Source organism: Burkholderia sp. PAMC 28687 (assembly GCF_001577465.1).
In the GTDB taxonomy this organism is placed as follows: Bacteria; Pseudomonadota; Gammaproteobacteria; order Burkholderiales; family Burkholderiaceae; genus Caballeronia.
Map to the genome: position 1 here is coordinate 1,521,210 of NZ_CP014506.1, position 23,275 is coordinate 1,544,484.

General features: G+C 59.3%; 23 protein-coding genes. 7 read left to right on the forward strand and 16 right to left on the reverse strand.

Features of this window, described 5'->3' with window-relative positions; genetic code table 11:
* The first annotated feature begins 7 nt into the window (after positions 1-7).
* Positions 8-904, forward strand: a complete 897-nt coding sequence (locus tag AX768_RS22115) for a LysR family transcriptional regulator (protein ID WP_062002123.1) — start codon at positions 8-10, stop codon at positions 902-904.
* A gap of 4 nt (positions 905-908) precedes the next feature.
* Here AX768_RS22115 and AX768_RS22120 read toward each other — a convergent pair whose 3' ends face one another.
* Complete coding sequence (locus AX768_RS22120; protein WP_062002124.1) at positions 909-1,112, reverse strand: hypothetical protein; 204 nt, start codon at positions 1,110-1,112, stop codon at positions 909-911.
* Positions 1,113-1,305: 193 nt separating this feature from the next.
* On the opposite strand from AX768_RS22120, the gene AX768_RS22125 reads away from it, so the two are divergent.
* Complete coding sequence (locus tag AX768_RS22125) at positions 1,306-1,905, forward strand: GNAT family N-acetyltransferase (RefSeq protein ID WP_062002125.1); 600 nt, start codon at positions 1,306-1,308, stop codon at positions 1,903-1,905.
* 219 nt (positions 1,906-2,124) lie between these two features.
* On the opposite strand, the gene AX768_RS22130 is transcribed toward AX768_RS22125, so the two are convergent.
* From AX768_RS22130 to AX768_RS22180, 11 genes are all read right to left on the reverse strand, one after another.
* Positions 2,125-3,156 carry an NADP-dependent oxidoreductase gene (locus AX768_RS22130; protein ID WP_062002126.1) on the reverse strand — a complete coding sequence of 344 codons (1,032 nt, stop codon included), beginning with the start codon at positions 3,154-3,156 and terminating at the stop codon, positions 2,125-2,127.
* Between the two features lie 101 nt (positions 3,157-3,257).
* Positions 3,258-4,205 carry a PfkB family carbohydrate kinase gene (locus AX768_RS22135; RefSeq protein ID WP_197672669.1) on the reverse strand — a complete coding sequence of 316 codons (948 nt, stop codon included), beginning with the start codon at positions 4,203-4,205 and terminating at the stop codon, positions 3,258-3,260.
* Positions 4,202-5,641, reverse strand: coding sequence for a purine-cytosine permease family protein (locus tag AX768_RS22140; RefSeq protein WP_062002127.1), 1,440 nt, complete (start codon positions 5,639-5,641; stop codon positions 4,202-4,204). Before AX768_RS22140 ends, AX768_RS22135 begins: the two co-directional genes overlap by 4 nt.
* A gap of 52 nt (positions 5,642-5,693) precedes the next feature.
* Positions 5,694-6,731, reverse strand: coding sequence for an ADP-ribosylglycohydrolase family protein (locus AX768_RS22145; RefSeq protein ID WP_062002128.1), 1,038 nt, complete (start codon positions 6,729-6,731; stop codon positions 5,694-5,696).
* On the reverse strand, positions 6,731-7,456 hold the full coding sequence (locus AX768_RS22150; protein ID WP_062002129.1) for a GntR family transcriptional regulator: 726 nt from the start codon (positions 7,454-7,456) through the stop codon (positions 6,731-6,733). Before AX768_RS22150 ends, AX768_RS22145 begins: the two co-directional genes overlap by 1 nt.
* 72 nt (positions 7,457-7,528) lie before the next feature.
* Entirely contained in the window at positions 7,529-8,545 is a 1,017-nt protein-coding gene (locus tag AX768_RS22155) for a porin (RefSeq protein ID WP_062002130.1), read from the reverse strand.
* 237 nt (positions 8,546-8,782) lie between these two features.
* Complete coding sequence (locus AX768_RS22160) at positions 8,783-9,403, reverse strand: hypothetical protein (RefSeq protein WP_062002425.1); 621 nt, start codon at positions 9,401-9,403, stop codon at positions 8,783-8,785.
* Between the two features lie 67 nt (positions 9,404-9,470).
* Positions 9,471-9,899, reverse strand: coding sequence for a DUF3597 domain-containing protein (locus AX768_RS22165; protein ID WP_062002131.1), 429 nt, complete (start codon positions 9,897-9,899; stop codon positions 9,471-9,473).
* 39 nt (positions 9,900-9,938) lie between these two features.
* The gene (gene thrS / locus AX768_RS22170) at positions 9,939-11,159 is read right to left on the reverse strand and encodes a threonine--tRNA ligase (RefSeq protein WP_062002132.1); all 1,221 of its coding nucleotides are present in this window, start codon (positions 11,157-11,159) and stop codon (positions 9,939-9,941) included.
* A gap of 258 nt (positions 11,160-11,417) precedes the next feature.
* On the reverse strand, positions 11,418-13,550 hold the full coding sequence (locus AX768_RS22175) for a phosphocholine-specific phospholipase C (RefSeq protein WP_062002133.1): 2,133 nt from the start codon (positions 13,548-13,550) through the stop codon (positions 11,418-11,420).
* Between the two features lie 79 nt (positions 13,551-13,629).
* Positions 13,630-13,887 (reverse strand): hypothetical protein, encoded by a 258-nt coding sequence (locus AX768_RS22180; RefSeq protein ID WP_062002134.1) that lies wholly within the window; start codon positions 13,885-13,887, stop codon positions 13,630-13,632.
* 227 nt (positions 13,888-14,114) lie between these two features.
* Here AX768_RS22180 and AX768_RS22185 point away from each other — a divergent pair, with 227 nt between their 5' ends.
* Positions 14,115-14,531: a MarR family winged helix-turn-helix transcriptional regulator gene (locus AX768_RS22185; protein ID WP_062002135.1), complete on the forward strand. Its 417-nt coding sequence runs from the start codon at positions 14,115-14,117 to the stop codon at positions 14,529-14,531.
* Between the two features lie 44 nt (positions 14,532-14,575).
* Positions 14,576-14,965 (forward strand): tautomerase family protein, encoded by a 390-nt coding sequence (locus tag AX768_RS22190; protein ID WP_062002426.1) that lies wholly within the window; start codon positions 14,576-14,578, stop codon positions 14,963-14,965.
* 367 nt (positions 14,966-15,332) lie between these two features.
* Here the strand turns inward: AX768_RS22190 and AX768_RS22195 are convergent, their stop codons facing one another.
* Entirely contained in the window at positions 15,333-16,133 is an 801-nt protein-coding gene (locus AX768_RS22195; RefSeq protein ID WP_062002136.1) for an AraC family transcriptional regulator, read from the reverse strand.
* 103 nt (positions 16,134-16,236) lie between these two features.
* Between AX768_RS22195 and AX768_RS22200 the strand changes: the two genes are divergently transcribed.
* The gene (locus AX768_RS22200; RefSeq protein WP_231941461.1) at positions 16,237-17,463 is read left to right on the forward strand and encodes a CynX/NimT family MFS transporter; all 1,227 of its coding nucleotides are present in this window, start codon (positions 16,237-16,239) and stop codon (positions 17,461-17,463) included.
* 60 nt (positions 17,464-17,523) lie between these two features.
* On the opposite strand, the gene AX768_RS22205 is transcribed toward AX768_RS22200, so the two are convergent.
* Positions 17,524-18,273 carry a glucose 1-dehydrogenase gene (locus tag AX768_RS22205; protein WP_062002137.1) on the reverse strand — a complete coding sequence of 250 codons (750 nt, stop codon included), beginning with the start codon at positions 18,271-18,273 and terminating at the stop codon, positions 17,524-17,526.
* 328 nt (positions 18,274-18,601) lie between these two features.
* Here AX768_RS22205 and dhaL point away from each other — a divergent pair, with 328 nt between their 5' ends.
* Both dhaL and AX768_RS22215 read left to right on the forward strand, forming a co-directional pair.
* Positions 18,602-20,305, forward strand: coding sequence for a dihydroxyacetone kinase subunit DhaL (dhaL, locus tag AX768_RS22210; RefSeq protein ID WP_062002138.1), 1,704 nt, complete (start codon positions 18,602-18,604; stop codon positions 20,303-20,305).
* 124 nt (positions 20,306-20,429) lie between these two features.
* Positions 20,430-21,200 carry an SDR family NAD(P)-dependent oxidoreductase gene (locus tag AX768_RS22215; protein ID WP_231941463.1) on the forward strand — a complete coding sequence of 257 codons (771 nt, stop codon included), beginning with the start codon at positions 20,430-20,432 and terminating at the stop codon, positions 21,198-21,200.
* Positions 21,201-21,507: 307 nt separating this feature from the next.
* Here AX768_RS22215 and AX768_RS22220 read toward each other — a convergent pair whose 3' ends face one another.
* Positions 21,508-22,353 (reverse strand): hypothetical protein, encoded by an 846-nt coding sequence (locus AX768_RS22220; RefSeq protein ID WP_062002140.1) that lies wholly within the window; start codon positions 22,351-22,353, stop codon positions 21,508-21,510.
* A gap of 21 nt (positions 22,354-22,374) precedes the next feature.
* Positions 22,375-23,241, reverse strand: coding sequence for a DUF5677 domain-containing protein (locus AX768_RS22225; RefSeq protein WP_155524300.1), 867 nt, complete (start codon positions 23,239-23,241; stop codon positions 22,375-22,377).
* Between the last annotated feature and the right edge of the window lie 34 nt (positions 23,242-23,275).

Sequence of the window (23,275 nt, forward strand, 5' to 3'; positions counted from 1 at the left end):
CGTCTCAATGCCAGATGAAATCAACGACCTGCGGGTCTTCGCGCAAATGGTCGATGCAGGTAGCTTGTCGGCGGCGGCACGCCAGACCGACGGATCGGCTGCCGCCATGAGCCGGCGCCTCGCCGCACTCGAAAAGCGGCTGGGCGTGCGGCTTGTCACGCGGACGTCCCGGCGCTTCGAGTTGACCGTCGAAGGCGCGTTGTTTCACGAGCGCGCGCTCGCCATCCTTCAAGCCGTCGATGACGCCGAAGCCGAGATCAGCGCGCAGGCGCGCGTGCCGCAAGGTCTGGTGTGTATTGGCGCGCCTTCCGAGATCGGGCGCAAGCAAATCGCGCCGCTGATCGAAGCGTTCTCCGACCACTACCCTGAAGTCGAAGTACGGCTGGTGTTATCGGATATTGGCCTGGACGTGATCGATGACAATCTCGATGTAGCCTTGCGTATCGGTTTGCCGCCGGATACGGGCGTCGTCGCGAAGCGTTTGCTGTCGAGCCGGCGAATCGTTTGCGCCGCGCCTGAGTATCTGGCGCGGTGCGGCACACCGCATACGCCCGCCGACCTCGCCGGGCATGATTGCATCCGGTTGGTTCGCGGCCAACGCGTGTTCGACAGATGGGTGTTTCAAGAGGACGGGCGGCGCCGGGACGTTCAGGTACGCGGGACTTTATCGACGGCAAGCGGCGAAGTCCTGCACGACTGGGCGCTCAAGGGGCGCGGCCTCGCGTTGAAGGCGCTATGGGATATAGAAGATGACTTGCGTGAAGGGCGGCTGGTGGAGTGCCTCGCGCCCTATCACTGCGATGAAATCGAGTTGTATGCGGTGTTTGCGAATCGCCGGCATATGTCGCCGCGCGTCCGGGTGTTTCTGGACTTCGTGGAACAGGCGTTCAAAGACAAGCTGTAAAGTTTCAGCCCGAAGCCAGCGGCATCCACGGATCGTTGCCGGTTGCCGGATACATCAACGACACTTGCTTACTTACACGCACGATCTCATGGATATTGTCACGGAAGTTCTCGCTCTTCTCGTAACTGATAAACGTCGCGTCCGCGACGGCGGACATGGTGAAGAGCGCGAAAGCAACGCGCTCGAGGATGGCAAAGCGGCGGGACATTTCCAAAGTTCCTAGATTCATCAACTTCGGGCATTATAAGGGTTTTCACCTATCTTTTACTAGCCTTTCGTGCAGTGCGATTGCGTAATAGACACATTCATGCGCGGTTAAAACTGCCGAATCAATCAGATTTATCGTTTCTTCATATTGATGCGGTGCTGCTCCGCACTCTGTGTTTATTCATAGCTCCGCAATGTCATTTGATTTCAAAAGCAAAGCAGTTCCCGCATTTCCACCGGATGGTCTTGCCGCGAAGCGCGTCGTTCTGCGACGCGCCGACCTGCAACAAGCCGAAGCCATGCTTGCGTACCGCGTGACGAATCGCACGCATCTCGAACCCTGGGAGCCTTCGCGCGACGCCTGTTTTTATTCGACGCAAGCCGCGAACGAGCGGGCGATGCAGATGGAACACGCCATGGCCGAGGGCACGGCGCTGCATCTGCTGATTTTTTCGAATGCAGCGGACGCAGCGGATAACGCGCTGATTGGCGATTGCCACTTTACGAACATCGTTCGCGGTCCGTTTCAGGCGTGCAATCTCGGGTATTCAATCGATCAGCGTTACGAAGGGCGCGGGTTGATGCATGAAGCGCTCGGTGTCGCGCTTGACTTCGTGTTCGATGCTTACAAGCTGCATCGGGTGATGGCGAGTTATCGGCCGGAGAACGAGCGCAGCGGACGATTGCTCGCCCGGCTCGGGTTCGAACACGAAGGGCTGGCGAAGGCGTATCTGAAGATCGACGGGAAGTGGGCGGACCACGTCATGACTTCGCGGGTGAATCCCGGGGATTGAGGAAGAGCTAACCGTTTACCCAGTTCTCAATCCGCACGCCGGGATAGTGCGCGAAGTCGCGCGCCTTATTAGTCACGAGAATCACGTCAAGTGCGACAGCGACGAATTTCCGTTTCGAAAAACTCTCGTGGTTGGCATGATCGATCCTTTGTGTGCACAAGTATGTACTCGATCTCACAACTGATGGATTGTAAATCTACGTGTGTACACCTGCCCCTTTCACTCCTCGTCACCCACCCGCACCAGCACCTTCCCGAAATTGCGTCCATCGATCATATCGAGGAAAGCTTGCGGCGCGTTCGCGAGCCCGTCCGTGACATCTTCCTGATGTTTGATCTTGCCGTCGCGCAGATATCCACCAACGTCCTTCAGGAACGCCTGGCGATACTCAGCCAAAAACTCGTAATTGATATACCCGCGCACAGTCAGACTGCGCGTCAGGATCGCGCGCATGGTGGTGGCGAGTCCATCGTCCACGCCGTCATTCTTCCCCGACGTCTGCGCCATCAGCCCGCACACCGGAACCCGCCCATATTGATTGAGTAAAGGCAAAACGGCCTTCCAGACCGCGCCGCCGATGTTCTCGAAATAGACATCGATACCGCTCGGACACGCGTTCGCCAGTTGATCGGCGAAGTCAGGCGCACGGTGATCGATGGCGGCATCGAAGCCCAGTTGCTGGACCACATACGCGCATTTTTTCGCGCCGCCCGCAATGCCGACCACGCGCGCACCCACCAGCTTCGCGAGTTGCCCCACGAGCGATCCAACCGGTCCACTCGCCGCGCCGACCACCACGGTCTCGCCGCTCTTCGGCTTGCCGATCGCGGCCATGCCCGAGTACGCGGTGAAGCCCGGCATGCCGAGCACACCGAGATAGGCGCGGGCGGGAATGCCATCGGCGGGAAGCGCGGCGAGGTTTTTTGCATCGGCTACGGCATGTGAAACCCAGCCCGCCGTCACCAGAACGTGCGCGCCGGCCGGCAGCGCTGCATCCTTCGATTCGATGACCGTCGCCACGCTTTCGCCCGTCATCGGCTCGCCGATCTGCACGGGTTTCGCGTACGAGCGCGCGTCGTTCATGCGCCCGCGCATGTACGGATCGAGCGACAAGTAATCGACGCGCAACAGCACCTGCCCCTCTTGCGGCACGGGCATGGGCACATCTTCGAGGCGGAAATCCGTGAGCTGTGCGCGGCCGCCTGTCGGGCGAGCGGCCAGAACGATCTGCTGGGCGATGGATGCGGTCATGCGGTTCTCCGTGCGTATCGACGTGGATATCGAGGGGAACCCAGCATATACGCGCTTGCCCGATTGCGCAGAACCGGGCGTGTGCTTCCATGCGGACAGCGCTATTCGTGCGACGCCATGAACGCATCGATCCCGGCCGCGTCCGGCGATGTCGCCGGGCCATGCCGCGTCACCGCAATCGCAGCCGCTGCGTTTGCACGGCGTGCGGCCGTTTCCGCATTCGCGCCAGTGGCCAGCACGGCCAGGAATACGCCGGCGTGGGCATCGCCGGCACCGTTGCTGTCGACGGCCTTGACTTCGAATCCCGGCACGTACGTGAGGCTTTCGCCAACGCGCAATTCACAGCCGCGCTTGCCATCGCGAACGATTGCGAGCGCACCCGGCGCTAGACGCGAGATGATCGTATCGAAGGCGGTATCGAAGCTATCGGTCTGCGCAAAGCGCAACGCTTCCTCGCGGTTGCTCGTCCATATCGATACAACGCCCAGCATGCGATTGAGCAACGCAGGATCGATAGCGCCGACCAGCGGACCCGGATCGAATGCAACGCGCGTCCCGGCAGGCAACTGTTCCAGCCAGTCGATCAGAACCGCGCCTTTGTCGGCGAGCATCAGGCTGTAACCGCTCACATAGACTATGTCGTGCGCATTCACCGCGAGGCCGTCCAGCACGTCACGCTCGAGCACGCTTTCCGCGCCCATGTGCGAGACGAACGTGCGCTCGGCGGATGCATCGACGATCGCCACGCAAATGCCCGTGTCCTGATCAGCCACTTCCGGACCCGCAACCTCTACGCCCTCGCGCACGAGCGCTTCACGGGCGAGCGCACCGAAGCGGCCGCGTCCATGACCGCCCGGATAGACCACGTGCATGCCGTTGCGCCGCGCAGCGGCCATGACGTTGAAACCGCCGCCGACCTCGAAGCTCGCGTCGCGCGTGAGCACATCGCCGCCGGGCGCGGGGAGCGCGTCGATCTGCATGACGAGATCGACGATCACCTGACCCGTATGAATCAACCTGGATATCTGCTGTGAATCTGTTTGCGTCATGCTGTTTTCCAACGTTTGGCCGAACCGCGTGCGCCGCCCAACAATGCATACACACCGGCTGCCACCACGAACGTCACGATCCATCCAAGGCCGTTACGTCCGAACCACGAACCCGAGAACACGCCGTGATAAGCGCCCGTCGAGAGGAAGCAAAAACCGAGCACGATTGCGAGTGCCCAGGCGCCGAATGCACGCCATTCGATACCGCCTTTGTACCAGTACGCGCTGCGCGGCGAGACATCGAGCAGATCCTTGGGCGAGTATTCCTGACGATGAATCAGGTCCACCACAAAGATACCGACCCATGCCGTGATAGGCACCGCGAGCAACGAGATGAAGCCGATGAACGGACCGTAGAAGCTTCCCGCGATCAACATGAAGTAGATCGAGCCGGCGAAGATCACGACGACATCGACCACCACGGCTTGCACGCGCTTCACTTTCAAGCCAAGCGTGAGCGTCGTCAAGCCGGCCGAATACACGGACAAGTAGTTGGAAAGCAGCAAGCCGCCGAATGCTGTGATGAGATACGGAATCGCCATCCACGTGGGCAACATTTCGCGGATCGCGGCGATAGGATCGGTCGCCGATGCGAGATGGTCGTTACCCACCGAGAGCAACGCGCCGAGCGTGACGAGCAGGATCAGCGGAATGCCGGCGCCAAATGCCGCCGATGCCACCAGCGCCGGCCCCTTCACTTTCGGCGCCTGATAGCGTGACATGTCGGCGCCGGCGTTGGCCCAGCCAATACCCGTTCCCGCTGCAATCGTGCCAATGCCGATGATCACCGCGCTCAATGGCGCAGGCGCTGCATTGAACACCGCATGCCAGTCGATGGCCGTCACCAAAAACCCCGCGACCAGCAGGTTGAGCACGCCGAACACATACGTTGACCACTTCTGGATCACGAGCAGCGTCGCGTGGCCGAGCCCCGACACGATCATCGTCATCACCACGAACACCGCGATGAACACGAGCGTCAGCACGGGCGCGTCCTTCGCTTCGGCAGGCGTGCCGAACACGATGGTCGCAAGCGACAACAATACATAAGCCGCGGTCGTGGTGTTGACGGTTTCCCAGCCGAGCCGCGAAAGCAGTGACACGATGGTCGGCCCGATGTTGCCGCGCACACCGAATATGGCGCGTGAGAGCGTCAAGCTGGGAGCATGTCCGCGCCGTCCGGCTATCGAAATGACACCGACGATTGCAAACGATCCCGCGGCGCCCACGATCGCGACCAACGCCGCCTGCCAGATCGCGAGATGCTGGAATGCGACGAGCGTGGCACCGAGCGGCAGCCCGAGGATACTGATGTTGGCGGCAAACCAGACCCAGAAAAGCTGCAGCGGATGTCCATGACATTCGCTTTCCGGTACGGGTTCGATACCGCGCGTCTCGACTTTGCGAGCGCTGTTTGACGTGCGTGACGAAGCCATCTGAGTCCGATCTCCAGATTAAAGGGAACTACGTAAAAGGCGGTAAAGCGCGTCAGGCAGTCGCGGCGCGCAGTCCAAGCAAGCGCTCGACAAGCGGTTCGAGATCGAGCGTGTTCACACGCCTGACGGTATCGATACAACTCGCCGGCAACGCGTCATAACCCGCACACGCTCCGAGGATTGCGCCGAGCATGGCCGCGATGGTGTCGGTGTCGCCACCGAGGCTCGCCGCCCTGCCCAACGATGATTCGATGCTGTTGCCGCGCCGCTCGGCATCGAAGGCGAGCGCGAACGTCGCGACCACCGATTCCTGCGATGCCACCGACGTGCCGATCACGTCGTACAGCACATTGACGACTTCATCTTCTGCGCTTCGATGCATCAGTTCGCGCGCCTGGCGAATGCGCGGCGCAATGCGTCCGCCCGCAACCCAGAAGCCGCGCGTTTCGGCGGCTTGCGCCATTGCGATGCCGGCTTCCAGCGCTTCGCTCAAGCTCGCGCCGTTGAGCCCGGCCGATACCGCCGCCGCCACCGCCGCCGCGCTCGATATGCCAAGCGTGGTGTTATGCGTGACGACGCAAGACTGCACGACTGCATCGATAAACCGTTCCTGCCGGCGCAGATCGAACGCGATGCCGACCGGCGTCACGCGCATGGCCGCGCCGTTCGTGGTGCCAAAACGTCCCGTGCGCAACGGATCTTCACCCGCGGTGATGCGTTCGATAGCCTGTTTCGTCGATGGCCCGAGCAGGTCCAGCGAACCGCGCGCCTTCATCGACGCTTCCCATTCAATCAAGGCGTGCGCGAACGCGAGGGGTTCGATCGTGCCGTTGTTATCGGCGAGAAGATGCGCAACGAGAATGGCCTGCTCGGTGTCGTCGGTGATCGAACCCGCCGGCATGTCCGGTGCGATCGGCTGATCGGGAAACGCGCTCTCAAGCTTGTCGATACGGCCGAACTGCTCGACGATCCGTTCGCGGCTGAGCGATTGCGTCGGCATGCCGAACGCGTCGCCCAATGCCAGTCCATAGAACGCGCCCCGGGCGCGATCGGTCAATGTGGGGTGAGTCGAATGCAAAGACGAAGACATCAGAATTCCAGGTGTAGTGCAAAAAAAGCCGGGTCCAGCAAGCTCACGACATACTCGATAATGCGGTCCTCCCGATCACGCGTGAGCCGCCGCGAACGCAGGAACGATGTGCCCGCGCGACGCTTGAGCAGGCGTGCATCGGCAGCTTCCAGGCCAGTGACTTCCGCCCACTGCTCGCCGTGATGCGGCACCATGCCATGCTCGATCAGCGTCCGGTTCAGCGACCCGCCCACGAGACCTTCAAGCGGCAGCGCCGCGAGGTCATCGTTGAAAGGCAGACGGCTGCGTTCCAGCGAAATACATTGCCCTTCGGCGCCCATCACCCGCATCCGGTCGATGGCGACAAACGTGCTGCGCTCGAGCTTCAGTTCCTGCGCGAGCGTCTCGTCTTCAACCAGCGCGATCTGCAGCAAACGCGTTTGCGCGCCGCCTGCTTTTTCTATCGCGGTGGTCCAGCCGAGCGTGCCGTCGATGTTCTGCCCGTTGAACGTCACGAATGAACCGATACCGCCCTTGCGTGTAATCAATCCGCCATTGGTCAGGAGATCGAGTCCCTTGCGAACCGTGTTGCGACTGACCGCGAACCGCTCGACCAGTTCGTTCTCGCTTTCCAGTTGCTGCCCGTAAGGCAGGCGTCCCGTCAAAATCTCCTGCTCGATCGTGGCGGCGACCATATGCGCCTTCGAACGCCCGACCTCCGCCGCTTTTACTGCTCGTTTTGCCATTTGCCACCCCTGTGCTCATCAGGAACCGGACCGTCCGGTCCCTGCAAAAGCACAAGTATGCACATGTTTTTCTTAAAATCGTTGCACGATGCCCAACTGGAAGCCACGCGCGTCGGCGCCGTTGTACGCAAGCGGCAAGCCGGCATTTGCCGAACCCGCCAGCCGGTACGCCGCCTGCCCGCGGTTTTGCAGGAACGACAACGCGCTGTAGATGTTGGTCCGCTTCGACAGCGAATACGTATAGAGCGCCGAGATCTGGCTGGCGTTATTGCCCTGCCCGGTTTCATCGTGGAGATAGGTGTAGCCCGCGGCCAATGCACTCGAAGGCGTGAACTGATAGAGCGCCGATGCGCCATAAACATTCACGTCAAGGTTGATGTCGCGCCACTTCGAGCCGCTCCATCCGGCGAACAGCGTGGTCTTGCCGATTTGATACGAAAGACCCGCTTCCTCGGTTCTGTCGGTCGCGGTGCCGTCCGCGCTCTTGACCGCCTGCGCCGCGAAAACCGCGCCGACCGGACCGTGCGTGTAAGTCACGTCGGCCTGGTAACTGGAGCCTGCGGAGCGCACGCCGCCGGCATCGCCAAAACCCGAATAGAGGCTGAATTGCAGGCCGCCCATCACCGGCGACGTGTACGACACCGTATTGCTCGTGCGCACCGTGAACGTCATCAAGTTGCTGAAGCCGGATGCCTGCGTGGCCGCGCCGAATGCGTCGAGACCGCCTTGATCGTTGAAGATCGGCGAGTTCTGGCGGCCCGCGCGCACCTCACCCCATCCGCCTGAAATGCCCACCCACGCCTGCCGGTTGAACATGCTTCCCGGCGATGCGAAGGTGCCATCGTTCGGATTGAAACCATTCTGCAAATCGAAATTGATGTGGTTGCCGCCGCCAATGTCCTCGGTGCCGCGCAAGCCGACGCGGCTCGCCCATTGTCCCGACGAACCGACCGCGCCCGTATAACCGCTGCCCGTGTTCACCACCTGCACGAACTCATCGACGATGCCATACAACGTGACGCTCGATTGCGCCTTCGCCGCCGGGGCGAGACAGATCAGGACCAGTGCGGCCGGAATGCGGATGTTCATGGCGGGCGACGTGAAATGAGACGATGAATAAGCAGGCCGCAAGTCGCGGCGACTTGTTCCTTTCCTGCACCTTTAAAAAGTACATGTAGGAACATGTACGGAATTTAAGGCGACATATTGAACTGGTCAAGCGGGAATTAATGAGGGGAAACCCTTGGGGGAATGGAGGGACTGAGCGGCGGGGAATGTAGCGGAAAACGGGCCGCATCGGAGTGCAAGCCCGTGTGATGCGTGGAATCAGCCGGCGTCGCCGTCGCTGATCAGGGTTTGTGCGCCACGGAGGTGATCGACGAGATAACGCAACAGCGCGGCGATGTCGCCGAACTCGACGAAGCCGGGTGTTACGCCGTCGTCGAACAGCGGCGAGCCGTTCAGCTTGTCCGTGATCGCCAGACCGTTGAACGATGCAACCGGAATGCGTTCGCCCGACTCGATGCGAAACGTGTTGCCGCTGGTGGCGGCATCCCGAAGGCGCATCAGGAACTGGACTTCAGGCGTTCTAAGTTCGGAGAAGTCGTGCGCTTCGAAAAAATCGGCTACCGCGAGAATTGCGTTCGTGCCCGCTACCCGCAGCACCACGGACAAGCGTTGCGGGTCCTGATGGAACGCCGCCCACGATTGGGCCACGCCCAGCGCCTCACCTTCAACACCGGGCGTACCGTCTTCCATGTGCGTCTGCGGCTCGGAACGTGAACGCTTGCGCCTGAGCAAGGTGTTGGCCGCAGCGAGATCCGGAGGCGTCTTGTCCTTGTCGATCCAGCTTCCCACCGTGCTCGCATACAGCACGAGCGCGAGCAACTGCTCCTCGATCAACGCGATGCCCAGCTCGACCGGGTCCATGCCGTTTTTCCTGACCATATTTGTCTCCTGTCTCCTGTTCGTGCATTTGCGCTGCGGATTCATGATGCGATGACATCAAATCTTTTCAGCTTTTCAGATCCGCCGGGATCTGACCGCCGTTGTCTGCAAGCTTCTGCATGACTTGTTTGTGCAACCATATATTCATCGCAGCACTGTCTTCGGTGCTTCCTGGATAGTTGAGTTCGGCGGCGAGTTCCTTGCGGGCATCCAGCGAACTGTCCAGATCGAGCAGCTTCAGCAAATCCACAATCGATGAACGCCAGTTCAATTGCGTGTTGACGCCCCCTTGCCGCTCGATCAGTACGGCTTCGACATCGACCGGCGGCAGCGCGGCAACCGGAGGCTGGACGTTGCTCGCCGCGACGGTCGATCCGCTTGAGGGATCAGCATTCGGCGATGGCGGCGCAGCGGGCGCGGTCGCACCCGCCGACGCTGTATTCGCCGGATGATCTTGCGGAAATATCTTGTTGAGGATGTTGGTAAAAATGCTCATGACGTCTCTCCGGCAGGTCTTTGATTGCAAGCTCCTGCATCACATGCGCAACCTTCGTTCCACAGTCGGCACGCGCGCCAATTCACGCAGGCGTTCAACACCGTCGCTCATCAATAGCGTGTTTTGTGTGCCATCCCTGAATCGCAGCGATACCGTCTCAGCTTGCTCATCGCGCTTGCCTACCGTCAGAAAAACCGGGACGCGCTGCTCGCGTGCATCGACGACCTTCCGTTCGAGCCGCTCGGGCCTGTCATCGAACATGACTCGCAGGCCCGCGTCCTCCAGCGCGTTCGTCACCCGCTGACCGTATGCGATGCTGGCATCTGAAACCGTCGCCACCGCGACCTGATCCGGCGCGAGCCACAGCGGCAACCAGCCTTCGTGATGTTCAAGCAGCATCGCGATGAACCGCTCCATGCTGCCGAGCACCGCGTGGTGAATCATCACTGGACGTATGTATTCATCGTGGTCATTCACGAAGTTCGCATCGAGTCGATCGGGCAGCACGAAATCAAGCTGGATCGTGCCGCATTGCCAGTTGCGGCCACGACTGTCGACAAGATGGAACTCGAGCTTCGGACCGTAGAAAGCGCCCTCGCCTGGACGTAGCTCGAAGTCCAGGCCGGCGGCAGCCGCGGCCTTTGCAAGCGATGCTTCCGCGCGATCCCAGACGTCATCCGCGCCCGCGCGCTGCTCGGGCCGCGTTGCGAGCATGACGTTGAACGTGGAGAAGCCGAGATCCGCGTAGACCACACGAAGCAGATCGCAGAACCTTCGTACTTCGGCTTCTATCTGATCCTCGGCGCAGAAGACGTGCGCGTCGTCCTGCGTAAAGGCGCGCGTGCGCTTCAGGCCTTCGAGCGAACCGGACGGTTCGTCGCGATGACATGCGCCGAACTCGCTGTATCGAATCGGCAGATCCCGGTAAGAGCGAATACGCTGGTTGAAAATCTGCACATGACAGGGACAGCTCATGGGCTTAAGACAATACGCGCGGTGCGCTTCGGCGTCGCTGAGCGAGTACATGCCCGACTTGAATTTGTCCCAATGGCCGCTGCGCTCCCAGAGCGAACGCGCGAGGAGTTGTGGCGTGCGCACTTCGCGAAACCCCGCGCTACGCATTCGACGCCGCATGTAATCCTCTATCACGCGATACAACGCCCACCCGCGTGGATGCCAGAACACCATGCCGGGCCCTTCGTCCTGTTGATGGAAAAGATCCAGCTTGCTACCCAATTGACGATGATCCATATCGTTCATGACGCACTCCGTTTCGTGGTTGATCCTTGAAACCGGAACGGAGGGGCGAAGGGCCGCACAACGCAAAAGGCCCCGACCGTTTCCGGCGGGGCCTTCTGGAATCGCACATTCAAGCTTTAATACGCGCGACCTTCAGACGACCCGCCTGTGCAGGTGGTCGTGGTGATCGCGGTCGTAAGGGCGAAGAGATGCGAGTTCATGAGACAAACAATAAATGGCTTAAGGGTTTGCCGTCCACATCAATATTGCATTGCAATCTCAGACGAACGTGGTCACCGGCGCGACCGCCGCCGGATCGCTGATACTCGTGCGGCCGTTCTCGACGTGCCCGGCAAGACGGCGCACGAACGAAGCGTCGTCGTTACTGGTGATGCTCAGGTCGTACCAGTGATGGCTTGCCGCTAGAATCCACGGCTCTTCGATCGAACCGAGCGGCGGCACGATCACATGTCGCGGTTGCGCGCCGTAGGCGTTATCGATCACCGATAACTTCGCCAAGCCTCCCCCCTTGCTCGAGAACTTCAGGAACACGTTGCCGTTCGCCACGTCGTACTGCGCGACGACTTCCGGATGAGCCGGTTTGTTGAACAAACCGCCGCCCTTCGACTGCGCTGCATTGCCCGCGAACTCGCGCACGAAACCGTTGGGTCCGTACACCGTGAATGCATAGACGCCCGCAGTCATGCTGAGATCGAAAGTTTCACGCAATGTCTTGCCGGCCTCGACCGTATAGCGCCACGGGCCATCGGTGCGGTTCGCGGAGTACACGTAGAAGTGCGCGCCTTGCGAACCCGTATTGGCGAAATGCAGCGCGAACTGCTTGCGGTCTGCATCGACCTGACTGTTCACGTGCAACTCATAAGGCAACGCACGGGCGAAACGCGTACCGGGTTCCTGCGGATCGATCACGCCCGGCACAGCCGGAACCGTGGGTGCGGGCTGCGTCGCGCACTGGTTATCGGCGATGGTCTTGTAGTTGCTCGTGTCCGGCAGCGTCGGCATCTGCGCGTCGGGCGTACGGAAGTCGAATGCCGTGGTCAGGTCGCCGCAAACCGCACGGCGCCACGGCGTGATGTTCGGCTCCATCACGCCGAAACGCGTTTCGATAAAACGGATCACCGACGTGTGATCGAATACTTGCGAGCACACGAAGCCCCCCTTGGTCCACGGTGATACGACCGTCATCGGCACGCGCGGTCCTAGTCCGTACGGGAGACCATCGGCGGTATAGCTGCCGCCACGGCCCGGATTGACGACCGTATGCAGCTCGCCGTCGGTCGTCACCGTCGACAAACCTTGCGAACGCGATGTCGGCGGTTGCGGCGGCACGACGTGATCGAAGAAACCGTCGTTCTCGTCGTACATGATGAACAACACAGTCTTGCTCCAGACTTCCGGATTCGCCGTGAGCGCGTCCAGGATCTGCGACGTGTATTCGGCCCCGTAAGCCGGCGTGTATTTCGGATGCTCGGAGTAAGCGGCCGGCGGGCACAGCCACGACACTTGCGGCAGCTTGTTCGCAAGGACGTCGGCCTTGAGGTCGTCGAGGGTGCGCACGGCATTTGCGCGCTGCTGCAGCGAAGACCCCTGCGGCGCGTTGATGATGTTCGTGAAGTTCTGCAGGATGTTCGTGCCATAGTTGCCGTTGAGCGGATCAGCGCCGGTCAGGCCCTGCTGGTAGATCTGCCACGAGACGCCTGCAGCTTCCAGACGCTCCGGATACGTGGTCCACGAGAGCAACTGGTATTGCGGAGGACCGTCGCCATCGACAAAATCATTGTTGTCGAGCAGCGGACCGCCGAGCGTGCCGGTCGGATCGACCGTACCGGTCATCAGGTACGAGCGGTTCGGATGCGTCGGGCCCGGCAGCGAGCAGAAGTAGGCGTCGCAGACGGTGAACGCATCGGCGAGCGCGTAGTGAAACGGAATGTCGCTGCGCAGGTGATAGCCCATCGTCATGTCGGTCTTGTTCGCGGGCCATTGATCGTAGCGGCCGCCATCGATGGCGGCGTGCGTCTTGTACCAGGAATGATCCAGGTCGCCCACGCATTGCGCGCTGGTGGTCTGCGTGTTCAGATGGAACGGCAGAACGGGCTTCGTTGCGTCTTCCTGCGACGGCTGGAACCATACCGGCTTGCCGTTGGGTAGCGGGATCGGGAAGCGGTCGTTATAGCCGCGAACACCGCGCATATGGCCCATGTAGTGATCGAACGAGCGGTTCTCCTGCATGAACACCACAATGTGCTCGACGTCGTTGATCGATCCCGAACGGTGCGATGCGGGGATCGCCAGCGCCTTGCGGATCGACTCGGGGAATACGGTCAACGCAGCGGCAGCGCCGGCTGATGTCGCGACGGTTTGCAGGAAACGGCGACGGCTGTTCAATGTCATCGTGCTTCACCTTTTAATGTGTTTTGAAGGGACGGCGATACGGCTTCGGTCGTGAAGGAAACGATCGAATGGTGATGGTTCATTGCGTTGTGTCGGGTGGAGAATGCATGACCGGTGCGACCTGTTGCGTGTCTGCTGCAAGACTCGTCTGAGCGGCGGCAATGGCGCTGCTGGCCGCCAGTTCGCCGGAAGGCGCGGCTTGCACCAATGGTTCGATTGCACTCGCCGGCAGCGCCGGGTTTGCCGCAGCCTGGGTGGCGCTGAAACTTTCGTGGTCATCCGGACCGCACGCCGCAAGGGCGAGCGTAGTCAACGCGAGTATCGCGATTCGTCTCATGATGTCTCCGCCTGTTCGATGCACTTGAATATCTGCGATGACGGTTCTCCTTTCATCGCGGTCGCCAGTGTGCGGACGCTTCAAGAATATTTTGTGAAACGTTTGCGAAGACTTGGTAAGGCGCTCTTTCTATCAAATAGCTTACGGCTCGATATCTTTAAGCTGACGTCCAATATTTCTCATTCAAACTAGTTGCATAGCGAATCACTTTGATTTATCGTGTGTCCATGTTCGATCACTGCATTTACTTCAACACAACGGCCCTTGCGCGAACCCTCGAGCGTGAATGGACTGCTGCGTACAAACCGTTTGGCCTGACTCCGCCACAGGGATTCATGCTGCGTGCGGTGCTGGCCAAACCAGGGATCGTGCAAAGCGAGCTTGCCGCGGAACTCGCCATATCCCGGTCCACGGCCACCAGGACGCTGGACGGTTTGCAGAAGCTCATGTTGATCGAGCGGAGATTGACGGAGTCGGATGGACGGGAAACAGCTCTTTATCCGACCCATGAAGCAGTGCAGATCAGGGATCAACTGAGCGCTGCAAGCGCCGGAGTGACGCGGCGCCTGAAGGCTGAAATGGGCGAGGATTGTTTCGTTACGACAGTTGCGAGCGTGAAAGAAGCACGGTCGAGCATCGACTGATTTTTTTCCTGAATAGTTGTATAGCGAACTAAATGGAGCTGAAAATGCCTATCCTGAACGTGAAAGTAAGCGGTGAAAAGTCGGCCGAAAAAGTATTGGCGATCTCGGACATGTTGCTTGAATTGACGTCTTCCTTGCTGGGGAAGAAACGCGACGTCACGGCGATCACGATCCAGTTCGTGAATCCGGATAGCTGGGTGATCGCGGGCAAGCCGCTGACCGAACATAAGAAAGCAAGCTTCTATATGGACATCAAGGTCACCGACGAGACCAATACCAAAGACGAAAAAGCGCGTTACATAGCGCAGGTGTACGCAGGGTTCGCGCGAATCCTGGGCGAGCTGCATGAAGAGAGTTATATCTACGTAGAAGATGTGAGAGCGGCGTCCTACGGGTACGGCGGACGCACCCAGGAGTACCGGTATCATCATTGACGTCACGGGCAAACGCCGGCGCGGCGACTTCAAGCGTCGGCGTGTAGCCACCCCGGGCTCATAAAACAGCGCAAACAATTGTCGTGGACATTCACGAAATTGCTGGCCAAGCCGTGCGGCAATCTTATCGATAACGCGCTCCGCCATGCAAGCCAAGATACTGCCTCGGTCAGCGTCATTCATCACTGAGCACCGCCTCAATTCGCCAGCACCTCGACAATGCAAACCACCATGGTGAAGGCCCCGATGCAGCCCGCCAACGTAGCCGCTGCTTTAGCAAAAGGTGACATGTGCGCCCCGATCAAATTAAAGTGAGCGCATTCTATATGCATTTGAAATAAACTTGAAAGCAAAAAGAAATGTTCTTTTAAGCACCTTTTCCATCATCCTTGTCGGCGAAGTAACGTGCCGGCGGTTTGCCGAGCGCTTTCTTGAACATCGTGATGAAAGCGCTGACCGATTCATAGCCAAGATCCTCCGCCACGCGCTGTACCAACGCCCCCGCGGAAAGCCGCTGCAGCGCAATGATGATGTGCAGTTGCTGGCGCCATCGGCCAAAGCTCATGCCCGTTTCGCGCAGAACAAGGCGTGTGAGCGTGCGTTCACTCATTGCGACCCGCGTGCCCCACTCGGCCGCCGTGCTCCGGTCGGCGGGATCGACCGTGAGCGCATTGGCAATATGGCGCAGCTTCGGATCTTCCGAAATCGGCAAATGGAGCTGCTCGGTCTTCATCTCCGTGAGTTCGTCCAGCAGGACGCTGACGAGCCGGCCAGTCGGGCCATCGATGTCATAGATCTGCGGTAGCGCGGCAAGCCGCTGGATCAACTCGATCAACAACGGCGAAAGCGAAAGCGTGCAACACGTATCCGGCAGCGCGGCCGCGAGCGGATCGACGTACAGGAAACAAAGACGGCCGTTAGCCGTCACGCGGTTACTGTGCAACATGCCGCCCGGTACCCACACGCCGCATTGCGGCGGCACCATCCAGAGACCATCGGACACTTCGCACGTCACGCCGCCGCGCAACGCAACAACGAGTTGGCCCTTGCTGTGCCGATGCATCGGCAACTCGCTCTCGTTCTCCACCACATCCACGCGCACGGCGTTCGCGGGCTGATGCATGGTGTCCGGATCAAAACTCGTAAGAGTGGCGCGAAGGATCGACATAGCGTCTCTGACCGCTTTTAGAACTATTTTGTCATTATCTCCAGATTCGTATCCGCGTCCAATGTTTAGTCTTAAGGCTTATTAATGTCAGATCGAAATCATCGTGAAATCTCAATCTGGTGCTGCGCCAATCGTGGTGCGGCCGGCGTTGCTGATAGTCGGAATCCTGTTGATCGCCGCGAATTTGCGAGCGCCTTTTACCGGCGTTGCGCCGCTGCTCGGTTTGATTCGTGCGAATGCCGACCTGACGACGACCGAAGCGGGCATGCTGATCACCCTGCCCTTGCTCGCATTTGCGATTGTTTCGCCGTTTGCGGCGCGCGTCGCCCGTGAATACGGTCTCGAACGTTCGTTGTTCGCGGCGCTGGTTTTGATTGGCGCGGGCATCGCCGTGCGCTCGACGGGAACCGTATGGTGTCTTTATCTCGGCACGGCGATCATCGGCGGCGGGATTGCACTGGGGAATGTGTTGCTGCCGAGTTTGCTCAAGCGCGATTTCCCCGATAAAACCGCAACCCTCACCTCCGCTTACGCACTGACGATGGGCGTTGGCGCTGCCATCGCCTCGGCCATTGCCGTTCCGCTTGCACAGGTCTTCAACTCGGACTGGCGGCTGGTTATCGGCGCGTTTATCGTGCTGCCGATTGTCACTGCTTTGATATGGCTGCCCCAACTTCGCAGCCGGACATCACCTTCAAGAGACACAGCCACGCCTCCTCACGGCGGCGAAGTGTGGCGTTCCGCGCTCGCGTGGCAAGTGACGTTGTTCCTTGGACTGAATTCGTTTGTCTACTACGTCGCGGTGAGCTGGCTGCCCGCAATACTTCACGATGCCGGTTTTTCCTCCGATAAAGCCGGCTCCCTGCACGGCGTCCTGCAACTCGCAACGGCGGTTCCAGGCTTGCTGCTTTTGCCTGTCGTACGGAAGTTGAAAGATCAGCGTGTGGCTGCGTTCATTGCATCGACCATCAGCGCGATTGGTTTGCTTGGGCTGCTCTTGGCGCCGTCCATGGCGATGCTCTGGATCATTTTCTTTGGCATCGGTGCCGGTGCCGCGATCATTCTTGGCCTTGCGTTTGTGAGCTTGCGAGCGAGCAATTCGCATCAGGCGGCAGCGTTATCGGGAATGAGTCAATGCGTTGGATATCTGCTTGCGGCCGCGGGCCCGCCGCTGGTCGGCCAATTGCACGATGCTTCAGGAAACTGGAACGTGGCCCTGGCGATTTGCGCCGCGCTGTGCCTGGTCATGGCATTGCTTGGACTCTTTGCTGGACGCGCCGTGCATATCGTCACCACGCCAATCCGGCGTGCAACCGCCAAAGCAATCTGAGCGCAAACGCAAAAAGCGGCATCGCTTAATGAGCCGATGCCGCCAACCTGCCGCTTACGATCAGACCGAAACCATACCGCCATCGACGGTGAGTTCAATGCCCGTGATATAGCTGCTATCGTCGGATGCAAGGAACAAAGCCGGCTTGGCGATTTCTTCCGACAGACCAATGCGGCCTAGCGGTACTTGCGATGTGATGCCTGACTTGAAGCCTTCGATCTGTTCTTCGGTCAGACCCGTCTTGCCGAAGATCGGTGTATCGATAGGACCCGGGCTGATCGCATTCACGCGGATCTTGCGTGCCTTCAGATCGGTCGTCAACGTACGCGCCAACGAGCGGACTGCCGCTTTACTGGCGGAATAAACGCTGAACGCTTCCATGCCCGTGTTCGCGGCAATCGATGCATTCAGGATGATCGAGCCACCATCCGGCACTAGCGGGAGCAGCTTCTGCACCGTGAAGTACGTACCCTTCACGTTGATGCCGAAGGTCTCGTCGAACTGCTCTTCCGTTACCTGATCGATCGGTGCAAGCGAACCTACACCTGCGTTTGCGAAGATGATGTCCACGCGGCCGTATTTCGCCTTGATGTGGTCGTGCAGCTTGTCCAGATCCGATAGCTTGGCGACATCGCCGAGCACGCCCTCTCCGTTTGAACCGATACTTTCCACCGCTTCATCCAGCTCTTTCTGCCGGCGTCCCGTGATGATCACCTTCGCGCCTTCTTTAGCGAAGAGACGTGCGGTTGCCAGGCCCATGCCGCTGTTTCCGCCTGTAACTACGGCGATCTTTCCAGATAGTTTCGTCATGTCAGTCCTGCAGGTAAGTTCGTTTGTTGACTGGACGTCGCTCGTGGTGAAGCGCGTTCAGTCGCTAAGGATTAGCTGTTCCCGTAGTGTCGCGGGGTTGGATTGACTATATGCGCGGTGCATCGTGGGAAATAGTAGATGGCGACGAATACACTCTACGGTTGGAACGAATAATCAAAGTGCTATCGATATGACGCACACGACTAAGCGCGCAAGCCCATGATTCTTTGGCCCGAAGCAAAGGGTCAGTGCGTCCGCTGCCTTATCATGTAATGCAACGGTAACGTGCTCACGCCGCGAGTCCGCGGCTTTCAAGGAAAAAGTCGGAATGAAAAAGCTCATCAACGATGTCTCCGCCGTCGTGCCCGACATGCTCGACGGACTCGCTGCGTTCAATCCTGGTCTGTCGTTGCTGCAAGGCAGCACGATCATCGTGCGAGCCGATGCAGAGGCCGCTGCCGCGCTCGGCGAGGTCGCGCTGATCTCGGGCGGCGGCTCCGGTCACGAACCCGCTCACGGCGGTTACGTGGGTCCGGGCATGCTTAGCGCTGCGGTGGCCGGCGAAGTCTTCACATCGCCTTCAACCGATGCCGTGCTCGACGCCATTCGCGCCGTCGCAGGTCCGGCAGGCGTGCTGCTTATCGTGAAGAACTACACCGGCGATCGCTTCAACTTTGGACTCGCCGCCGAGATTGCGCGTGCTGAAGGAATCGCGGTAGAGATGGTGACCGTCGCCGATGACGTCGCGTTGTCCGCAAGCGGCGAACATGCCGGCCGGCGCGGCTTGGCGGGCACCGTATTCGTTCACAAGATAGCGGGCGCGGCAGCAGCCGAAGGATTGCCGTTGAGCGAAGTGACGCAGATCGCGCGGGACGCGGCAGCATCGATCGGAACGATGGGCGTGGCCCTCACTCCGTGCACCGTGCCCGCTGCGGGCAAGCCCGGCTTCACACTCGCCGACGATGAAATCGAATGGGGCCTCGGCATTCACGGCGAACCCGGCGTCGAGCGCGGCGCGCTCGTATCCGCCGACGCCATCGTCGAACGCCTGCTTGCGAAAATAGTCGACGACCTCAAGCTCAAGGCCGATGATCGCGTTGCGTTGCTTGTGAACAACCTGGGCGCAACGCCATCGAGCGAGCTGAGCATTGTCGCCGGATCAGCGCTTCGGGCCCTTGCTGCAAGACATATCATCGTGGAACGCGCGTGGTCCGGCACGTTCCTTAGCGCGCTGGAAATGGCGGGGGTATCGCTTACGTTGATGCGAGTCGATGACCAGCGGATCGCTCGACTCGATGCCGCCGCGATCACCAGCGCATGGCCCGCATTGAGCGGACGCGTTGCACAGGTGTCCGTCAAGCAGGCGCCTGCTGCGCCTATCGCGGCGAGTGGTGCGCGGCTCTCGCGTGAGTCGGCATTAAGGCGGGTCATTGAAGCCGTATGCGCTCGCCTGCTCGAAGTGGAGCCGGAGTTGACCGAGATGGACCAGCGCGTAGGCGACGGCGACCTTGGCATCAGCATGTCGCGTGCGGCGCACAGCATCCTTCAGGAAATCGATACTTATCCCGCCGAGAGCGCGCCGGCCGATGTGCTGCGGACCATGTCGGCGACGATACGGCGCGTTGTCGGTGGAACATCCGGGCCGCTGTATGCGGTGATGCTGTTGCGCGCTGCAGCGGCGCTGAATGAGGCGCACGGGCCCGATGCGAAAGTCTGGTCGAAAGCATTCACTGCCGCCGTTGCGGGCGTGATGGAACTGGGCGGTGCGCAACCAGGCAACCGGACGATGGTCGATGCGTTGCATCCCGCCGCCGTTGCGCTGAACGCAGCGCTCGATAAAGGCCTGAGTGCCGGCGATGCGTTGAACGCCGCCGTCGATGCCGCCACTCAAGGCGCCACAGCTACCGCACAGATGCATCCGCGACTTGGACGATCGAGTTACGTTGGCGATCGCGCGCTAGGTTTCGCCGATCCGGGCGCGCATGCGGTTGCGCTTTGGCTTGATGCTATCGAGTCGACTTTGCGGGGTTGATCGGTTTTAACTAGCTTAGATTCCTGGCTTGATTTATTTAATAACGGAGACAAAGAAAATGGATTTGAATTTGCGCGGGAAAGTGGCTGTGTTGACGGGCGCCAGCGTGGGTATCGGGCTCGCCGTGGCCGAGGCGTTCGCAGCGGAAGGAACGAATTTGTTGTTGGCCGCGCGCAATGAGGAACGGTTGACGCAAGCGGCTGAAGGCATCGCCAAGAAGTTCGGCGTCAAGGCCGTAGGGGTGTCTTGCGATGTGGCGACTGCTGCGGGCGCGGACAAGCTGGTCGCTGCGGCCAAGGACAATTTTGGTGGCGCGGATATTCTTTTCAATAACGCGGGCACGGGCAGCAACGAGACCATCATGGACGCGCCCGATGAAAAGTGGCTCGCGTACTGGGACCTGCATGTGATGGCAGCGGTGCGACTGGCAAGAGGCCTGGTGCCGATGATGAAAGCGCGCGGCGGTGGCGCGATTCTGAACAACGCATCGATTTGCGCGAGCCAACCGCTTGGGTATGAGCCGATTTATAACGTGACGAAAGCGGCGTTGATGATGCTTTCGAAGAACATGGCGAATGAGTTTATTAAAGACAATATTCGCGTGAATACGATTAACCCGGGGCTGGTGCTGACGCCGGATTGGGTGAAGACGGCGAAGCAGTTGACGCAGGATTCTGGCGGGGATTGGGAGGGACATCTGCAGCAAGTTGCGGATGAGCATGCGCCTATTCGGCGGTTTGCATCAGCGGAGGAGCTGGCGGGGTTTGTTGTGTTTCTTTGTTCGGAGAAGGCGAGTTATAGCGTGGGGTCGACTTATTTTGTCGATGGGGGGATGTTGAGGGGGTTTGAGGGGTGTGGGGGGGTAAATGCGGCTAAGACGTCCGAGGATCTTTAATCCCGGACCAGCCTGGATAGTTTTAGGTTTTCGGATAGACCCAGTAGATTTCGGTCGGTTCGCAGGAATAAGAATTTCCCGAATATCCTAACGGACGCTTTTCGGCCATGACCGCCATTCATCGCCTGCGGAAGAATATATGACGCGAACGTCGGCTCTCGACGATACCGATTGACCGAACTCGACCCTGAAGGGACATTCGCGCTTTTGTAAAAACGGTCTTTCCAAGGTAGATGTGCGCGGCCCTGATTTGAGTAGAAATCTCGAACTTCGGCGTGCGCTCTAGCCCCCATCTTCCTATCTTTTTTTATCTTTCAGCTCCTCTTACGCCTTGCTCCAAAAGAAAAAGCCAGAGGTCCAGCTTCTGCTGCAAGTCCGCAGTCATCTCCACCTGCGCGTCCGGCCAAAGGGTCCCAATCCCGACGACGGCTTTGGCGAGGAACGGCATGGAATACTGCAACGGCATTGCCACCACCTGCAGTGCGCCAGGGTCTCCCGCATGGCTTAATGTCAACTGACTCAGCGCGAATGGTAACGTATGTACGTACTGGGACAGGAACATCGTTACGCCGTTGTAGTAGTCGTGATTGACGCCGCTGGCGGCATTGCGGTCCTTCTTGCTTCGAAGGTACGCAGGCGCCTTACCCTCCGCAATCATCTTCCTAACATCCTTCGACAACTCAGCGTAGAACGCGTGCGCTGTGACTATCGTTTGCAAATTTTTGGTGTCGCTTCTGACCGACTCGACATCCGGACCGGCAGCTCCGATTTCCTCCAGCATGTGCAGACGATGCTCCTTGTCATGCAATTCCCATACTAGGAGCCTGAATTCACGTTCGGGCGGGAGAACGGAGTGAAGGCTGACGTATGCCAATGCGTCGAACGCCTCGATTAAGGTTCGAGCGACTGCGCAACATGAGCCGATGTCCCAGAGTTCAGTCGGGGAGGAGGGCTGAAGCGTGGGCGAAAGCTTTCGGAGACTGATCGCGTGACAAAGCAGCTTCGTAAAAATTGTCTCCGCATACGACAAGTGTTTTTCTACGACCGAGCGTCCAGTTAAACGACCGGACATCGCACAAGCATGGTCGACGATCAGGTCATACTCTTCGACAATGCTAAGGTATCGCTGCGGAGTCATCTGAATGACGCTCATCTTGCAAATCCTCCTTTGTTGCTACCCATCCCGTTCGACGCTTGTGGGTTCGCTCCGAGCTTTGTAATATTCACGAAGCGGCTGTTGCGCCGACTTATCCAAGCTCGGAGAGTTAAGCGTCGCTGCGCATACGCGAATCAAAGACTCCAAAGAGAAACTCACGAGCTTCAACAAATGACGCAGTTCCGCTCGCCGGAAAATGCCCAAGTCGCTAGGCGACTTTAGTGGGTGGCCCGGCTCGGCTGCACCCCAAGAAAACAGAGTCCCATAAAGCGTCCCGTGCGCAATTTCGGACGCGTGTCGATACAGTAGAAGCCCAAATGCTAAGCCCCTTGTGATCTCCGCGCCAAACGTCAGATAAACCGCTTCCAAACGTTGTTGGACGTTTTCGTTCGTCCATGACGTAATTTCGCGTCCTGACTTAGACGTAAACTCCTCAAGCCACCTCATATTGGTCGGTTCCCGCATGAGCTCGTCAGCATTTCGATTTTTGAACTCGAACAAAGGTGTACCAGCGATTTCGATCTTACGTACTAAGTTTCGGAGCGTCTTTTGCTTAGCATGAACCTGCGCTCGCACTGAAAGCTTGGCCGGGTCAGTTAGCAAGAAACAACTGTTGATAGCCGTTTCGTAGATCACGCGGGCAATAACGTATGAATCCCGTAGCGCCTGATGGCTAACGAGAATTCGAAGGGACGATGCCGATTCCTGAATTGCGTCAAGGAACGGATAAAGCACTCCTACTTGATCGGGGTCAGTTGCTGTTGCTACCCTTGAGATTACGTCCGCCAGCAGCTCGATAGTTTGATCAAAAAAGCGCCACTCAGGCCACTCCTGAACGGGCAGGTCACTCTCTGGATTCTTGCCCATCGCGATCGATATCTTCAATGAAATTCGGTGAGGGGGAGGGTTCCCGGGTACG

What these genes read in the sequence shown, in the direction of transcription:
- AX768_RS22115 (WP_062002123.1), top strand. Translation starts at nt 8, where the DNA reads ATGCCAGATGAAATCAACGACCTGCGGGTCTTCGCGCAAATGGTCGAT.
- AX768_RS22120 (WP_062002124.1), bottom strand. Translation starts at nt 1,112, where the DNA reads ATGTCCCGCCGCTTTGCCATCCTCGAGCGCGTTGCTTTCGCGCTCTTC.
- AX768_RS22125 (WP_062002125.1), top strand. Translation starts at nt 1,306, where the DNA reads ATGTCATTTGATTTCAAAAGCAAAGCAGTTCCCGCATTTCCACCGGAT.
- AX768_RS22130 (WP_062002126.1), bottom strand. Translation starts at nt 3,156, where the DNA reads ATGACCGCATCCATCGCCCAGCAGATCGTTCTGGCCGCTCGCCCGACA.
- AX768_RS22135 (WP_197672669.1), bottom strand. Translation starts at nt 4,205, where the DNA reads ATGACGCAAACAGATTCACAGCAGATATCCAGGTTGATTCATACGGGT.
- AX768_RS22140 (WP_062002127.1), bottom strand. Translation starts at nt 5,641, where the DNA reads ATGGCTTCGTCACGCACGTCAAACAGCGCTCGCAAAGTCGAGACGCGC.
- AX768_RS22145 (WP_062002128.1), bottom strand. Translation starts at nt 6,731, where the DNA reads ATGTCTTCGTCTTTGCATTCGACTCACCCCACATTGACCGATCGCGCC.
- AX768_RS22150 (WP_062002129.1), bottom strand. Translation starts at nt 7,456, where the DNA reads ATGGCAAAACGAGCAGTAAAAGCGGCGGAGGTCGGGCGTTCGAAGGCG.
- AX768_RS22155 (WP_062002130.1), bottom strand. Translation starts at nt 8,545, where the DNA reads ATGAACATCCGCATTCCGGCCGCACTGGTCCTGATCTGTCTCGCCCCG.
- AX768_RS22160 (WP_062002425.1), bottom strand. Translation starts at nt 9,403, where the DNA reads ATGGTCAGGAAAAACGGCATGGACCCGGTCGAGCTGGGCATCGCGTTG.
- AX768_RS22165 (WP_062002131.1), bottom strand. Translation starts at nt 9,899, where the DNA reads ATGAGCATTTTTACCAACATCCTCAACAAGATATTTCCGCAAGATCAT.
- thrS (WP_062002132.1), bottom strand. Translation starts at nt 11,159, where the DNA reads ATGAACGATATGGATCATCGTCAATTGGGTAGCAAGCTGGATCTTTTC.
- AX768_RS22175 (WP_062002133.1), bottom strand. Translation starts at nt 13,550, where the DNA reads ATGACATTGAACAGCCGTCGCCGTTTCCTGCAAACCGTCGCGACATCA.
- AX768_RS22180 (WP_062002134.1), bottom strand. Translation starts at nt 13,887, where the DNA reads ATGAGACGAATCGCGATACTCGCGTTGACTACGCTCGCCCTTGCGGCG.
- AX768_RS22185 (WP_062002135.1), top strand. Translation starts at nt 14,115, where the DNA reads ATGTTCGATCACTGCATTTACTTCAACACAACGGCCCTTGCGCGAACC.
- AX768_RS22190 (WP_062002426.1), top strand. Translation starts at nt 14,576, where the DNA reads ATGCCTATCCTGAACGTGAAAGTAAGCGGTGAAAAGTCGGCCGAAAAA.
- AX768_RS22195 (WP_062002136.1), bottom strand. Translation starts at nt 16,133, where the DNA reads ATGTCGATCCTTCGCGCCACTCTTACGAGTTTTGATCCGGACACCATG.
- AX768_RS22205 (WP_062002137.1), bottom strand. Translation starts at nt 18,273, where the DNA reads ATGACGAAACTATCTGGAAAGATCGCCGTAGTTACAGGCGGAAACAGC.
- dhaL (WP_062002138.1), top strand. Translation starts at nt 18,602, where the DNA reads ATGAAAAAGCTCATCAACGATGTCTCCGCCGTCGTGCCCGACATGCTC.
- AX768_RS22220 (WP_062002140.1), bottom strand. Translation starts at nt 22,353, where the DNA reads ATGAGCGTCATTCAGATGACTCCGCAGCGATACCTTAGCATTGTCGAA.